The following is a 14,610-nucleotide window of genomic DNA, read 5'->3' on the forward strand; positions in this document are numbered from 1 at the left end:
ATCAACAAAGACATAAAACTAAAAAAGGTGCCTTAATGTAGCACCTTCTTGGGATAAAAACGTTTCGGTAATCTATTTAGTTCAATAGAAACTATAAACGCATAGGCATCACGACATACATTGAATCTTCTTCGGCGTGGTTTTCTATTAACGCACTCGAGTTTCCATCAATAAGCGTGATTCTGACGTCGTCACTGGCTAAGTTATTCAATACATCTAGCAAATAGCTTACGTTGAAACCAATTTCTAAATTTTCAGCGTTATATTCAACATCGATAATTTCTTCAGCTTCTTCCTGCTCAGGGTTATTGGCAGTAATGCGCAATAAACCAGGCTCAAGCTGAATACGCACCCCACGGAACTTCTCATTAGATAAAATAGAAGCTCGTGTTAATGCTTGTTTTAAGTGGTTTCGACTAGCAACGACAATCTTATCACCACCTTTTGGCAATACACGGCGATAATCAGGGAAGCGTCCATCAACTAACTTACTGGTAAATACTGCATTGTCAGTGGTCGCACGTATAGCACTATCGCCAATGGCAATATTAATTTCTTTGTCTTCACTTTCTAGCAAACGAGACATTTCTACCACACCTTTACGCGGCACAATGACTTGCTTTTCAGGTAGTGCAATACCAATGTCACGATGACTTAATGCTAAACGGTGTCCGTCAGTCGCAATCGCTTTTAATGAAGTACCAGACGTTTCAAATAACAAACCATTCAGGTAATAACGCACATCTTGGTTAGCCATTGAAAATTGAGTTGAATCAATAATCGACTTAAGCGTGCCTTGTTTAAGGCTAAATTCTATTTCAGCTTGGAATGCTTCAACATTCGGGTAATCGGATGCTGGTAAGGTTGCTAAAGAAAATCGGCTTCGGCCTGAGCGCAATAACCACTTATTTTCTTGTTGCTCAATCTTGATTTCGACTTGTTCTGGAAGTGACTTAACAATGTCTAATAGCTTTTTAGCAGGAACTGTCGTACTGCCCACTTCAACTTCACCTTGAATAGGAGCCTGACCAACAAGCTCAACCTCTAAATCCGTACCTGTAAGCTTAAGTGAGTCTTCACTAACTTCGATTAGCAAGTTGGATAAAATAGGTAAATTGTGACGTCTTTCTACTGCGCCACACACTAATTGAAGTGGTTTTAATAGGGCATCCCTATCAATTGAAAATTTCATTCGACTCAATTTCCTGATATTAAGAAGATAATGTACGTATCAAGTTAGCATAATCTTCTTTAATGTCATGACTTTCTTCACGCAATTGGGCAATTTTTCTGCATGCGTGTAATACGGTAGTATGATCACGACCCCCAAAGGCATCCCCAATTTCAGGTAAGCTTTGGTTTGTTAGTTCTTTTGATAATGCCATCGCGACTTGACGAGGTCTCGCAACACTGCGAGAACGACGCTTAGATAACATATCAGCCATTTTAATTTTGTAGTATTCAGCAACCGTCTTTTGAATATTATCAATGGTCACTAATTTTTCTTGCAGTGCTAATAAATCACGTAATGCTTCACGGACAAAATCAATTGTGATGGGTCTGCCGGTAAAGTTAGCGTTGGCAATCACGCGGTTTAATGCGCCTTCCAATTCACGAACATTTGAACGTAAACGCTTAGCAATAAAGAAAGCCACTTCATCAGGAAGGTTAATACCACTCTCTTCTGCTTTACGCATTAAGATTGCCACACGGGTTTCCAGTTCTGGAGGCTCAATCGCCACCGTTAAACCCCAACCAAAACGTGATTTTAAACGATCTTCTACCCCATCAATTTCTTTAGGGTACTTATCAGATGTCAGAATGATCTGATGATTACCTTCTAATAGTGCATTGAAGGTATGAAAGAATTCTTCTTGTGAACGATCTTTATTGGCAAAGAATTGAATGTCATCAATAAAGAGTGCATCTACACTACGGTAATAACGTTTGAAGTCTTCAATTGCATTATTTTGCAATGCTTTAACCATATCCTGAACAAAACGCTCAGAATGCATATAAACCACTTTAGCATTGGGATTATTTTTAATAATGCCATTACCCACAGCATGTAATAAATGGGTTTTACCTAAACCGGTGCCGCCATATAAGAATAATGGGTTGTATGCTCCACCAGGGTTTTCTGCTACTTGCAGTGCCGCCGCTTTACCTAATTGGTTTGATTTACCTTCAACAAAATTATCAAACTGGTAAGTTGGATTGATGTTACTGCGATGGTTCGCATGTTCAACTGGCTCTGCTTGCGTATTAAATGCAGTGCTAACTCGTGGCTTAGCTTGAGTGCTTTGCGGTTGTCTTACCTCTGCCTTTACAGGTGCAGGTGTTCTGACCGCTGACGGACGGCTACCAATATCAAAGCGCAGCTTAGGGGCATTTCCACCTAACTGTTCGGTAAAAAATTGATTGATGATATTGATGTACTTATCTCGAACCCAATCGAGTACAAAACGATTAGGTGCATAAAGTACCAAAGTATCGCCATCCATTTCAGCCTGTAACGGACGGATCCACATACTGAATTGCTGCGCAGAAAGTTCGTCTTGCAGCCTGCCGATACATTGTTGCCAAAGTGAAACCGCCACTTAAAATTCCTTAATATCGTTTGTTGAAGGAGGGGTATTCTATCGTTAGATCTCAATGATCGCTATCGATAAAAAAATATTTATCCCCAGCCTGATCATTGTATGTGGATATCTGTGATCTTTAAAGATCAAAAACGATCCAATTAATCGTATTTGTTCGCAGATCCTGCTTTATTAACCGATCACTCTTGATCTATAATAGCCGCAGTTTGATCTCGTAAAACAGCCTTTGATCCACTACATGTAGTGTTGATTCACAGAGTTATCCACATCCTGTGGTGCATTTTTGGCGTTTAACGAAAAACTAATTAGGTAAAAATTGTTCATATAGCTACTTTCCTTGTTGACGGTAGTGATTAAAGTGATTACAATTCGGCCTCTTTTTTGCCCTTACCTCTTATTTTAAGAATGTAAGGTTTATTAACTACTAAATATACGGATTGCCAAAATGAGTAAACGTACTTTTCAACCAAGCAACCTGAAGCGTAAGCGTTCTCACGGCTTCCGCGCACGTATGGCCACTGTAGGCGGCCGTAAAGTGATTGCACGTCGTCGTGCAAAAGGTCGCGCTCGTTTATCTGCTTAATCGGTAGATATTCATAGTGACTAGCTATGCTTTTACGCGGGAGTTACGTTTGTTAACTCCCGCGCAATTTAAATCTGTATTTTCAAATCCCATCAAAGCATCTTCTGCTGAAATAACTCTGCTCGCTATACCTAATTCAGAACAACATCCTCGTATTGGATTAACAGTTGCTAAACGTTTTGTTAAAAATGCCAGCGACCGTAATCGTATTAAGCGAATAATCAGAACAAATTTCCGTTTAAGTCAGCATGACATCCCAAATCTTGATATTGTAGTCTTGGTTCGAAATGGCGTGGTCGATATGGAAAATGCAGAACTACATAAATTAACAGAGAAGTTATGGCGCAAGCTCAGTCGCCGTTACAATGGCTAGCCACCAAGGCTATTCGTGGTTATCAACTTCTTATCAGCCCCATGCTGGGACCTCGCTGTAGATTCAACCCAACGTGCTCTTATTATGCAATTGATGCAATAAAAACGCATGGAACTGCGAAAGGTTGTTGGCTTGCAGCGAAACGCATACTAAAATGTCACCCTTTACATCCCGGCGGAAGTGATCCCGTCCCCCCTAAAAACGACAGGTGTAACAAATAGGCTATGGAATCTCAACGCAATTTAATGCTTATCGCACTACTGTTTGTCAGTTTTTTACTTTGGCAAGCATGGCAAGACGATAAAGCACCACAACCGGCAGCAACACAATCGGTTGTTCAAACGAATAACGTACCTTCGTCAAACATTGGCGATGTACCCGATGCTGATTCAAGCATGCCTGTTCAATTACCGGCGACGCAAAACCTCATTTCAGTTAAAACTGATCAGCTAGATATCAAAATCGACCCTGTCGGTGGTGATATTGTTTACGCAGCGCTGGTTGACCATAAAGTTGAAATCGACAGTGATGACTCATTTGTTCTATTAGAGCAAAACGGTACATTCAACTATATTTCTCAAAGTGGTTTAATCGGTCGTGATGGTATTGATAGCAGTACTCATGGACGTGCGCATTTTTCTGCTAAATCAGAAGAATATGAATTAGCCGCTGGCCAAGACTCTTTATCTGTACCATTAAGCTATGTAGATGCAAATGGCGCAAGTTACACCAAAGTATTTACCTTCACTCGTGGCCAATATGATGTGACTGTTGATTACAACGTAAACAACACCACTGCAGCTCCGCTTCAAATGCAAATGTACGGTCAAATTAAACAAACCGTTCAAGCATCTGAAAGCAGCATGATGATGCCAACTTACCGTGGTGCAGCATTCTCTACTCAAAACGTGCGTTACGAAAAGTATGATTTTGAAGATATTGCTAAAAGTAACCTGAACCAACAAACACTGGGTGGTTGGGCTGCAATGCTTCAACATTACTACGTGTCAGCTTGGGTGCCACCAGCAACTGATTCAAACACTATTTTCACTAGCATGAGTGCTGGTGGACAAGCGAACATTGGTTTCCGTGGTGCTGTTCATGATATTGCTCCTGGTACACAACAAACCATCAGTGCGCAGTTCTTTGTAGGTCCTAAAGACCAGAAAGCCCTTTCTTCTATTTCAGAAACCCTGAACTTAGTAGTCGATTATGGTTTCCTTTGGTGGTTAGCTATTCCAATTTACAAACTACTGATGTTCTTCCAGTCGATTGTAACTAACTGGGGTTTGGCAATTATCTTAATTACGCTTTCTGTTCGTGGTCTGTTATATCCACTGACTAAAGCGCAATACACCTCAATGGCAAAAATGCGTAACCTACAGCCAAAACTTGCTGAACTGAAAGAACGTTTCGGTGATGACCGTCAGAAGATGGGTCAAGCAATGATGGAGCTTTACAAGAAAGAGAAAGTTAACCCAATGGGTGGCTGTCTTCCTATCTTGCTGCAAATGCCAATTTTCATCGCATTATACTGGGTATTACTAGAAAGTTATGAATTGCGTCACGCACCATTCATGCTTTGGATTGACGATTTATCGGTTCAAGATCCTTACTACGTACTACCGTTACTAATGGGTGTGTCAATGTGGTTAATGCAGAAAATGCAACCAATGGCACCAACCATGGATCCTATGCAAGTTAAGATGATGCAGTGGATGCCGGTTATCTTTACTGTGTTCTTCCTATGGTTCCCATCAGGCCTAGTACTATACTGGTTAGTGGGTAACTTAGTGGCGATTACACAACAAAAGATTATTTATGCAGGTCTTGAGAAAAAAGGCTTAAAATAAGTCATAGCTCAAACTGATATAATCTTTAAAGGCGGCTATTAAGCCGCCTTTTCCTTTACTATTTTCAACAAGGTTTTCCTCAATGACAGACACTATCGTGGCACAAGCAACCGCACCAGGTCGTGGCGGCGTCGGTATCATTCGTGTATCAGGTGATAAAGCAACTGAAGTCGCGCACAGCGTTCTAGGCCACTTACCTAAAACTCGTTATGCCGATTACTGTGACTTTAAAAGTGCTTCTGGAGAAGTCATTGACCAAGGAATTGCCTTATTTTTTAAAGGACCTAATTCCTTTACTGGTGAAGATGTATTGGAACTACAAGGCCACGGCGGTCAAATCGTACTAGACATGCTGATTAAGCGTGTGATGGAAGTTGAAGGACTTCGTATTGCTAAGCCAGGCGAGTTTAGTGAACAAGCCTTTATGAACGACAAGCTTGATTTAACCCAAGCTGAAGCCATTGCCGATTTAATTGATGCCACCAGCGAACAGGCTGCTAAAAGCGCCTTAAACTCGCTCCAAGGTGAATTCTCAGATGAGGTACATCAACTCGTAGAGCAAGTCACCAACTTGCGCTTATACGTTGAAGCAGCGATTGATTTTCCCGATGAAGAAGTCGATTTCTTATCAGACGGTAAAATTGCCAACTCACTGTATAAAATCATCGATAAACTTGATTCAGTCCAAGCGAGTGCGAAACAAGGCTCAATTATCCGTGAAGGCATGAAAGTCGTTATTGCAGGCCGTCCGAATGCGGGTAAATCGAGTTTACTGAATGCATTAGCAGGTAAAGAGTCTGCTATTGTGACTGAAATAGCAGGTACGACTCGTGATGTGCTACGTGAACATATTCACCTTGATGGTATGCCACTGCATATTATCGATACTGCGGGTTTACGTGACACCGTTGATACCGTAGAAAAAATAGGTATTGAGCGAGCTTGGGATGAAATAGCCACTGCAGATAGAGTGTTATTTATGGTTGATGGCACAACCACTACTGATGTTAACCCTCATGATATTTGGCCTGACTTTATCGACCGTCTACCATCAAGACTTGGCGTCACTGTTGTACGTAACAAAGCTGATTTAACCGGCGAGCCCGTTATGACCACAGATGAACATGGTTATAACGTTTACCGCATTTCTGCTAAAACAGGTTTAGGCGTTGAAGAACTTAAACAGCACCTTAAGACATTAATGGGTTACCAAAGTAACCTAGAAGGCGGCTTTATCGCCCGTCGTCGCCATTTAGAAGCATTAGACTTAGCATCAAGTCACTTACAGCTAGGTAAAGAACAGCTGGAAGTGTATTTAGCAGGGGAGTTACTGGCAGAAGAACTGCGCATGGCACAAATGGCGCTATCTGAAATTACCGGTAAATTCACCTCTGATGATCTATTGGGTAAAATCTTTAGCTCATTTTGTATTGGTAAATAAGTTCCACATTTAAAAGAGAAATTCAGTGTCTATAGCATCAAGCACATTAGCAAATACCGTCATCGTTCTCGACTTTGAAACCACAGGTTTATCACCAGATAATGGTGACCGCGCAATTGAAATTGGTGCAGTAAAGCTAGTTGATGGTGTGGTAGTTGATTCATTTCAAGAATTGATGAATCCAGGGCGTCGAGTAAATAGTTTTATTGAAAACTACACAGGTATTAGTAATCAAATGCTGCAAACAGCCGATGACTGCGAAACGGTCATGGCGCGGTTTGCTAATTTTATTGAAGACTTCAACCTTGTAGCCCATAACGCTAGCTTTGATAAGAAGTTTTTAGATGCTGAATTCGAGCGAATTAATTACCAATACTCTGGACAGTTTGCTTGTTCTTTATTGTTATCACGCAGAATTAACCAAGATGCGCCCAATCATAAATTAGGGACCTTGGTGGATTATCATCAATTACCCAATGATGGTGTATTTCACCGCGCGTTAGCCGATGCAACCATGACCGGTCACTTATGGCTTCACCAACTTGATACCATTGAGCTACACCGTCCGCATCAAGTCATAACATTCGATAATATTCAAACAATCACTCGTTTACCCAAAGCTAAAGTGATGGATTTTATCAAAAAAATATAATGACGAGTTTTTAATAAAAACACGATATCGTGAATTCAGTTTAGAATTAATGCCAGCTTGAATGTTGGCATTTTTGGGTTTTATCACTGTAATCTATTCAATAATTTGTTCAGGCACTTCTAATCCATATCGTTCAAAGTACTGATTTATCTTACCTGTGTCGCCATACTCTTTTATCAATCTAGCCACGTCAGAATACAATTTAACTGCTTTAGACTTTTTAGGTATGCTGATATACATAGGATTTTCAAAAGTATCTACAAGAGTAATTTTTTCAAACTTACCCTCAAATAACTCAACATTATGAGAAGCTGAGGTAACGGCAACATCTATACGGTTCCTTTCTAACATTCCCACCAATTGCTGTGTTTTACCCACCAGAGTTAACTCCCTACTCTCGAAAGTTGAAAATGTTGGTGAATAGAAATTACCTCGAATAGCGCCAACTCTATAATTATCGAGTTCTTTATATGATTTTATATCTACGTCTAACCTAGGAGATTTATAAAAATTCAGATTTCTTATGTAATAACCGTATGCGATTGGATATAGAAATACTTGTCTTGCTTCAGTCATAGAATGGCGAACTAATAGGTCTACCTTGCCACTTTCAGCTTCTTTAATAGAACGGATCCATGGTACATTTTCCCAGTTAATCTGATGCCCTAGCTCAATAAAGATATCAGTCATCATTTCAGGAACGACACCTTTGCATTCGCCATTTTCAAAAAATAACTCAGGAGGGTAATTGCGGCAATGTGCAGTGAATGTTTCAGCAAAGATATTCGAGGAAAAAAATCCAACAAAACAAATGATCAATATTTTCATACGCCTCCTTTTTCATCTAATACTTGCAATAAAGTCACACTTAAACAGTGTAGTTCAAACAAGCTAATTAGGAATAATATGCGGATACTTTATCAAGGCTAAGCCTGTATCGAGTGCAGAGTTTTACTCTCCACCTTACTTAACCTATGCCGCACACTGTTGCTGCGGCATGTTATTTAACCACTCTTGAAATTTAGCTATCCCAGGTAAACGCTTATCTGAATGCCCCAATAACTGCACAATGGCGTAGCAGTATTGATAATATAACTGGACATCATTACCATCTTTATCAGCATCATCAGTGTTAATTATTGCGCCGCGTAAATAGTTAATCACTAACTCACCTCGATTAAAGCCTTCAACTTTACCAATTCTAGCAATCATCTCATTGAACCATACAAAGTAAGCATCGTAGCTTTGCTGATATGCTAACTGATAAACCTCACTTGCCTGTGATAGTACCTCAGAGTTAGGCATAACTCTTTCAATAACAAAAGTCTTATTCACTAAAGTGTCGTGTAATCGCCAACATTGATGAGCTAAAAATTGAATGAGAGGATCTTGATAATCCTGTTTATCAAGTTCAGCTTGAGCACTCCAGCGATTTAAATCATTAATAGCAACCGCGACCATTAAATCAGCCTCTGTCGGAAAGTGATTATAAATAGTCCCTTTTGAAATCTGGCTCGCTTTGACTAAATGTGAACGGCATAAATCAAAAGTTTTATGTCCTTTTAAGCATCGTTGTGACACTTCAACTAGGTATTCACCTCTTTGTTGCCAACTTCCCATGTTACATTCCTTACTTCATATCAAAATTATGTTATCAGTTCACATTCACACGATAACAAGCTTTTTACGACTTCGATATTAAGTAATACTGATACCACTATGAACATTATCAATAGCCAGTTTTTCTAAAGCCTATGTTAAAAATTGAATTACTAGAAAGCTTCATTGCCGTGGCTGAAAATGGCAACCTTTCGAAAGCAGCTGAGCAAATTTGTCGAACTCAATCAGCATTGAGTTTGCAAATAAAAAAGTTGGAAGAGAGTGTCGGCCAGCCATTATTAATACGTGATAATAAAGGGGTAACACTGACAGAGTCTGGTGTCACTTTACTCAATTACGCCTATAAAATGATGCAACTAAATTCACAAGCTTTAGATGATTTAAAAGATAGTCAAAATCGCGAAATTATCCGTCTTGGCGTGCCAACAGATTATATAAAACGTTATCTAAGTAGCTGTTTACTTGAATTTATTCGTGAATTTACCCGCATAGAACTGGTAATTGATACTGACGTGAGTGGCAACCTTTACAAACGCCTGAAGCAAGGTGAGTTTGATGTGATAGTCGCGACACATTGGCAAACACCAGCAAATGGTGAATTGTTATTTGAACGACGCTTTCATTGGGTTGCAGCCAAAAATGGTAATGCTCATAAACGTAGCACGATCCCAATGGCTTTATACCCAGAAAACTGCCCTATTCGTGCCCAAGTATTTGCTAACCACCAACTGACAATGCGCTCGATCAACGTATTACTTTCAACCCCCTCACCCCAAGCCTTATGTATGGCCGTTGAAAACGATCTGACTATTGCACCCGTTGCCGAATTTAGGATCAACGATAAAATGCAGATATTAGATCCCGTTGAGCACGGACTGCCTATATTGCCGGTATTCAATGAAGCGCTATACCTCAATCCTGATACTCAAACAGATGCAACCCAGCAACTGATCACTCTAATCAAAGCCAATGTTGAAAACTTAGCAGAAGTGGCTGATAGCTAATAATTCAAAACGATTAAAAAACAAAAAGCCTCTAACAAGATAGTTAGAGGCTTTCAGAAGACTTCATAAATGAGTTTAAATGGGCAAATTAATAACTCATTATTTGTACTAGCTCAATCTTCTTTTGAGACGTGACAATTAAGTATTATTTTTTGTGCTTATCATACTTAAACGTATGACAGTCTCTACAAATCGGCTCTTTCGCTTTATGTTCACCATGACATTCCTGACAAGGTAACTCTTTACCGTAATGTAAGTTGTTATGTGGGTTTTGCCACTTATCCTCTTCACTACGGGCAGTTGTTTCAGCTAATTCATCCACATCATGACATTGCTGACAAGCTTGGTCTGATGGAAATTGTTTAATACCATTGTCATGACAAGCTTTACAATCTTTGCCGATAACGTCTTGATGGTAAGCTCTGATTTCTACCGCTTGTACTGTTGCACTACTTAAGCAAAGTAATCCCAACGCAAGCATCATCTTTAATGTTTTCATCAATAATTCCTCTTGTTAATTGGGTTAAGCTTTCATTGTGCTACGGGCGGCTGTCATACCCATGACCATACATTCAGGAATAGAACAACTACCTAAACGGCTCACACCATGGATACCACCACACACTTCACCTGCGGCATATAACCCCTTGATAGGGTTACCTGTAAAGCTATCTTTCACTTCAGCTTTAGTGGTAATTTGCACGCCGCCTTGGCAGTAATGCACTTTTGGCCATAAACGAACAACGGTAAATGGTGCTTCAATATACTTATCTTTAGCTTTGGTCATATTCTTGCCAAATTGAGTATCTTCACCAGATTTAACGTACTGGTTATATTCTTCAATTTGGGTTTTAAGTGCTTTTAATGGCACTTTGAAATGCGCAGCTAATTCTTCGACAGAATCAAACTTCCAGCCGACGTTATACTTAATGACCTTTTTAGTATTAGGATGCTTTTTAGAATCCTTATAGCTGGTAATTAAGATTGGTGGTAATGCATTGCCTTTTTCATCACGACAAGCTAACTCAGCATCAGCACGGGTTTTACGGTCGGCAATTTCATTCATGAAGCGCTGACCAGTTAAACGGTTAATCGCAATTGAATGTGGAAAGTTATAAATAGAGTAGTTAGACACATAGCCAAATCCACCTTCATCAGGTGATGCCCAAGGGCCAGATTGAATATGCGCTAAATGGACAGGTACCGCGCCTAAGCGGAACATTTCATACATCCCCTCACCTGTAGCACCAGGCGCATTGGTACAACCCACTTCAGAGGTTAATGTTGGATCTTGCGCCATACGTAAATTAACGTTTTGAGCAAAGCCGCCAGTTGCCATTATCACACCGCGTTTTGCGCGGATATTAATAATTTTTCCAGGTTGGTCTTCGCCAAAGTGGTAGTTATCACGCATTTTAACGCCTACAACTTCACCTTTATCACCAATCAAGAAACCTTCAAATTTCGAGCGATTATGGGTATGAACACCCAATTCACGACACTTATGTAATAAAGGCTGAGTGATACCCGCGCCACAACTCACAGTTGTTTGGTAAGTACGCGCAACCGAGTGACCACCAAGTTGCTGTAAATATGGATGGTATTCAGACCCCGCATCAAAGGTCATTTGCAACGCTTCCATTGCATGTTCTGCAACATGGCGTAATAAAGCTTCATCAGCGATACCACGTCCAGCAGCCATTTGATCAGCAACCATGCGCTCTACTGAGTCATTCACGCCTTCTTTAGATTGCATTGGCGTACCAGGGGCGGCAAACAAGCCACCATTAATCGCCGAATTACCACCAAAATAAGACATTTTCTCGAAAATATGGACATCTTTAGCGCCTAGTTTAGTCGCTTCAATTGCGGCGGCTAATCCTGCGAAACCCGAACCAATAATGACAATTTCAATTTCCTTGTCCCACTTAACACCGTCTGCCTTTTCAGAAACAGCCATCGCAGGCGCTACCATTGCAGCCCCTGCTGCTACACCTAGTCCAGCAATAAATTTACGGCGTCCTAACAGATCTACATTACTCATAGGTCATCACCCTTTGTTTAAATTGACTCTTTCATCATAAAGATGGAATCAATTCCAAAAAGGGAATTAGGCAGCAGTTAGCTATATCTAAAGGAGTAGATATTCAAAAATGAAATGTAGCGCATAATTTAATCAAATATGGATGTGAGTTACCGATTTGGAATAGGTTCCAAATCGGTAACTCACAATAAAATCGAGGGAAATAACAAGTAAATTACTGCTGAGTAAGAGAAACTGTCAATTTATCTACTAATAGTCTTACTTTAGGCGATAAATGACGGTTTTGTGGGTACAAGGCCCAAATCCCTTCTTTTTCTTGTTGAAACGGTGCCAGTAATACCGTTAACTTATTATCGTTAATAGCCTGCTGAACGTAATATCCTGGCAGTTGTACAATACCTAAGCCTTTTAATGCCGCATCAAGTAAACTAATGCCACTACTACACTGCAAGTTCCCTTGCACTTTTATACTTCTATTTTTACCTGATTCAGTAAAGTGCCAATGGGATTGTGAGCCGATTAAGCAATTATGCTGGCTCAGTTCTGATAACGAATAAGGTGCACCAAAACGGCTAATATACTCAGGCGAAGCGCAAACAAATTGTTCTCGGCTAGTTAATCGTTTAGCCATCATGCTTGAGTCTGCTAATCGGCCTAAACGAATAGCAAGATCATAGCCGCCTTCTACCAAATCTAATTGTCGATTGGTTAACTCACATATAACTTCTACATCTGGATATTGCTGCATATAGTCAGTCACAATCGGCATAATAAATTTTTCACCGTAAGTTACAGGCGCTGTCAGTTTAATCAGGCCTTGAGGCTTATTCTGTAAACTGGTTATCGCCCGCTCAGCTTCTTCAAGACCATCGATAACTTGACGGCAATGACGATAAAAAACCTGTCCTTCTTCGGTTAACGATACTTTTCGTGTCGTGCGATAAAACAGTTTGGTACTTAGTCTATTTTCAATTTGACTAATTTGACGACTGACTTGTGCTGTTGAAATCGACAAACGCTTACCCGCAGCAGTAAAGCTATCCGTTTCAGCCACCGCGACAAATTCATAAACCCCTTCCCATGGCAGCATTGTTACTCACTCGTAAAAGTTATTTGCAATTTAAGCTTATTATCAACTGACAGAAAATAAATACAATAGACTTATCTTCTACACGGTATGATCTACACTGTGTAGATCCACATTTTTATCGTCACGCTAAAAGGACAAACACAATGTCAGCACAATATATAAAATCTAAAGCCGCTGTTGCATGGGGAGTGGGACAACCATTATCAATTGAAGAAGTGGATGTCATGTATCCAAAAGCTGGTGAAGTCATGGTTAAGATTATTGCTTCTGGTGTTTGTCATACCGATGCTTTCACCTTGTCAGGCGATGATCCAGAAGGTATTTTCCCGGTCATTTTAGGTCACGAAGGTGGCGGTATTGTGGAAATGGTCGGTGAAGGCGTTACCAGTGTACAAGTAGGTGACCACGTCATTCCGCTATACACAGCCGAGTGTGGTAAATGTAAATTCTGTACTTCAGGTAAAACCAACCTATGTAGCGCAGTACGTGAAACCCAAGGCAAAGGTTTAATGCCTGATGGTACGACACGCTTTTATAAAGATGGTCAGCCAATTTTCCACTACATGGGCTGCTCAACCTTTTCAGAATATACCGTGCTTCCAGAAATTTCTTTAGCAAAAGTGAATCCAAAAGCCCCACTTGAAGAAGTGTGTTTATTAGGCTGTGGTGTAACAACAGGTATGGGCGCCGTATTTAATACCGCTAAAGTGCAAAAAGGCGACACTGTGGCCATTTTCGGCCTAGGCGGCATTGGTTTATCAGCCATTATTGGTGCCACTATGGCTGGTGCGAGTCGCATTATTGGTGTTGATTTAAACGAATCAAAATTTGAATTAGCCACTAAATTAGGCGCGACGGATTGTATTAATCCCAAAAATTATGACAAACCGATTCAGGATGTCATTGTGGAAATGACGGATGGCGGGGTAGATTTCTCGTTTGAATGTATTGGTAACGTTAATGTCATGCGCAGTGCGCTTGAGTGTTGTCATAAAGGCTGGGGCGAATCGGTTGTTATTGGTGTTGCCGGTGCAGGCCAAGAAATTTCAACCCGTCCATTTCAATTGGTCACTGGTCGAGTTTGGAAAGGGAGTGCATTTGGCGGTGTTAAAGGGCGTAGTCAGTTACCCGGTATTGTTGAGCAATACTTAAATGGTGAATTTAAGCTGGATCACTTCATTACTCATACCATGGGTCTTGAAGGAATAAATGATGCCTTTGACTTAATGCATAGCGGTGAAAGCATTCGTTCAGTCATTCACTTCGATAAGTAATATTATTGTTGTATTGGATTAATATCATGCCCATAACCTTCTGCTAAGGGCATTTTTATCATAAGCGATCAAT

15 protein-coding genes are annotated in these 14,610 nt (G+C 40.3%); 8 read left to right on the forward strand and 7 right to left on the reverse strand.

Translation table 11 applies throughout. The features are described 5' to 3' along the window. Positions 1 to 91: 91 nt before the first annotated feature. Positions 92 to 1,192, reverse strand: coding sequence for a DNA polymerase III subunit beta (gene dnaN, locus Q4600_RS17830; protein WP_102529115.1), 1,101 nt, complete (start codon positions 1,190 to 1,192; stop codon positions 92 to 94). 19 nt (positions 1,193 to 1,211) lie between these two features. Next, the gene (gene dnaA / locus Q4600_RS17835; RefSeq protein WP_102529116.1) at positions 1,212 to 2,600 is read right to left on the reverse strand and encodes a chromosomal replication initiator protein DnaA; all 1,389 of its coding nucleotides are present in this window, start codon (positions 2,598 to 2,600) and stop codon (positions 1,212 to 1,214) included. Positions 2,601 to 3,048: 448 nt separating this feature from the next. Between dnaA and rpmH the strand changes: the two genes are divergently transcribed. The 6 genes from rpmH to Q4600_RS17865 all read left to right on the forward strand — a co-directional run bounded on the left by rpmH (position 3,049) and on the right by Q4600_RS17865 (position 7,505). Further along, positions 3,049 to 3,186 (forward strand): 50S ribosomal protein L34, encoded by a 138-nt coding sequence (gene rpmH, locus Q4600_RS17840; RefSeq protein ID WP_011867659.1) that lies wholly within the window; start codon positions 3,049 to 3,051, stop codon positions 3,184 to 3,186. 16 nt (positions 3,187 to 3,202) lie between these two features. Next, positions 3,203 to 3,559, forward strand: coding sequence for a ribonuclease P protein component (gene rnpA, locus Q4600_RS17845; RefSeq protein WP_102529117.1), 357 nt, complete (start codon positions 3,203 to 3,205; stop codon positions 3,557 to 3,559). Continuing rightward, positions 3,526 to 3,780: a membrane protein insertion efficiency factor YidD gene (gene yidD, locus Q4600_RS17850; protein WP_102529118.1), complete on the forward strand. Its 255-nt coding sequence runs from the start codon at positions 3,526 to 3,528 to the stop codon at positions 3,778 to 3,780. The genes rnpA and yidD overlap by 34 nt, the downstream gene beginning before the upstream one ends. A 3-nt stretch (positions 3,781 to 3,783) precedes the next feature. Beyond that, on the forward strand, positions 3,784 to 5,412 hold the full coding sequence (yidC, locus tag Q4600_RS17855) for a membrane protein insertase YidC (RefSeq protein ID WP_303517398.1): 1,629 nt from the start codon (positions 3,784 to 3,786) through the stop codon (positions 5,410 to 5,412). Positions 5,413 to 5,494: 82 nt separating this feature from the next. Then, positions 5,495 to 6,853, forward strand: coding sequence for a tRNA uridine-5-carboxymethylaminomethyl(34) synthesis GTPase MnmE (mnmE, locus tag Q4600_RS17860; protein ID WP_229370989.1), 1,359 nt, complete (start codon positions 5,495 to 5,497; stop codon positions 6,851 to 6,853). Between the two features lie 25 nt (positions 6,854 to 6,878). Then, positions 6,879 to 7,505, forward strand: coding sequence for a PolC-type DNA polymerase III (locus Q4600_RS17865; RefSeq protein WP_241906462.1), 627 nt, complete (start codon positions 6,879 to 6,881; stop codon positions 7,503 to 7,505). A 93-nt stretch (positions 7,506 to 7,598) separates the two neighbouring features. Here Q4600_RS17865 and Q4600_RS17870 read toward each other — a convergent pair whose 3' ends face one another. Further along, positions 7,599 to 8,333: an ABC transporter substrate-binding protein gene (locus tag Q4600_RS17870; RefSeq protein ID WP_102529121.1), complete on the reverse strand. Its 735-nt coding sequence runs from the start codon at positions 8,331 to 8,333 to the stop codon at positions 7,599 to 7,601. 144 nt (positions 8,334 to 8,477) lie between these two features. Further along, positions 8,478 to 9,125, reverse strand: coding sequence for a TetR/AcrR family transcriptional regulator (locus tag Q4600_RS17875; RefSeq protein ID WP_248956943.1), 648 nt, complete (start codon positions 9,123 to 9,125; stop codon positions 8,478 to 8,480). Positions 9,126 to 9,259: 134 nt separating this feature from the next. On the opposite strand from Q4600_RS17875, the gene Q4600_RS17880 reads away from it, so the two are divergent. Further along, positions 9,260 to 10,129 carry a LysR family transcriptional regulator gene (locus Q4600_RS17880; protein ID WP_229370982.1) on the forward strand — a complete coding sequence of 290 codons (870 nt, stop codon included), beginning with the start codon at positions 9,260 to 9,262 and terminating at the stop codon, positions 10,127 to 10,129. Positions 10,130 to 10,274: 145 nt separating this feature from the next. Here the strand turns inward: Q4600_RS17880 and Q4600_RS17885 are convergent, their stop codons facing one another. The 3 genes from Q4600_RS17885 to Q4600_RS17895 form a co-directional block, all read right to left on the reverse strand. Then, on the reverse strand, positions 10,275 to 10,628 hold the full coding sequence (locus Q4600_RS17885; protein ID WP_303517396.1) for a cytochrome c3 family protein: 354 nt from the start codon (positions 10,626 to 10,628) through the stop codon (positions 10,275 to 10,277). A 24-nt stretch (positions 10,629 to 10,652) separates the two neighbouring features. Then, positions 10,653 to 12,173, reverse strand: coding sequence for a flavocytochrome c (locus Q4600_RS17890; protein ID WP_102529125.1), 1,521 nt, complete (start codon positions 12,171 to 12,173; stop codon positions 10,653 to 10,655). Positions 12,174 to 12,387: 214 nt separating this feature from the next. Beyond that, on the reverse strand, positions 12,388 to 13,263 hold the full coding sequence (locus tag Q4600_RS17895; protein WP_102529126.1) for a LysR substrate-binding domain-containing protein: 876 nt from the start codon (positions 13,261 to 13,263) through the stop codon (positions 12,388 to 12,390). Between the two features lie 143 nt (positions 13,264 to 13,406). On the opposite strand from Q4600_RS17895, the gene Q4600_RS17900 reads away from it, so the two are divergent. Beyond that, entirely contained in the window at positions 13,407 to 14,537 is a 1,131-nt protein-coding gene (locus Q4600_RS17900) for an S-(hydroxymethyl)glutathione dehydrogenase/class III alcohol dehydrogenase (RefSeq protein WP_102529127.1), read from the forward strand. Positions 14,538 to 14,610: the final 73 nt, after the last annotated feature.

This window comes from Shewanella sp. 2_MG-2023, from assembly GCF_030548905.1.
Lineage (GTDB): Bacteria > Pseudomonadota > Gammaproteobacteria > Enterobacterales > Shewanellaceae > Shewanella > Shewanella electrodiphila.

Excerpts from the sequence above, each read along its gene's own strand:
- Q4600_RS17885 (WP_303517396.1), bottom strand. The coding sequence starts at position 10,628 with ATGAAAACATTAAAGATGATGCTTGCGTTGGGATTACTTTGCTTAAGT.
- Q4600_RS17875 (WP_248956943.1), bottom strand. The coding sequence starts at position 9,125 with ATGGGAAGTTGGCAACAAAGAGGTGAATACCTAGTTGAAGTGTCACAA.
- yidC (WP_303517398.1), top strand. The coding sequence starts at position 3,784 with ATGGAATCTCAACGCAATTTAATGCTTATCGCACTACTGTTTGTCAGT.
- Q4600_RS17890 (WP_102529125.1), bottom strand. The coding sequence starts at position 12,173 with ATGAGTAATGTAGATCTGTTAGGACGCCGTAAATTTATTGCTGGACTA.
- rpmH (WP_011867659.1), top strand. The coding sequence starts at position 3,049 with ATGAGTAAACGTACTTTTCAACCAAGCAACCTGAAGCGTAAGCGTTCT.
- Q4600_RS17880 (WP_229370982.1), top strand. The coding sequence starts at position 9,260 with ATGTTAAAAATTGAATTACTAGAAAGCTTCATTGCCGTGGCTGAAAAT.
- Q4600_RS17895 (WP_102529126.1), bottom strand. The coding sequence starts at position 13,263 with ATGCTGCCATGGGAAGGGGTTTATGAATTTGTCGCGGTGGCTGAAACG.
- yidD (WP_102529118.1), top strand. The coding sequence starts at position 3,526 with ATGGCGCAAGCTCAGTCGCCGTTACAATGGCTAGCCACCAAGGCTATT.
- mnmE (WP_229370989.1), top strand. The coding sequence starts at position 5,495 with ATGACAGACACTATCGTGGCACAAGCAACCGCACCAGGTCGTGGCGGC.
- Q4600_RS17900 (WP_102529127.1), top strand. The coding sequence starts at position 13,407 with ATGTCAGCACAATATATAAAATCTAAAGCCGCTGTTGCATGGGGAGTG.
- dnaN (WP_102529115.1), bottom strand. The coding sequence starts at position 1,192 with ATGAAATTTTCAATTGATAGGGATGCCCTATTAAAACCACTTCAATTA.
- Q4600_RS17870 (WP_102529121.1), bottom strand. The coding sequence starts at position 8,333 with ATGAAAATATTGATCATTTGTTTTGTTGGATTTTTTTCCTCGAATATC.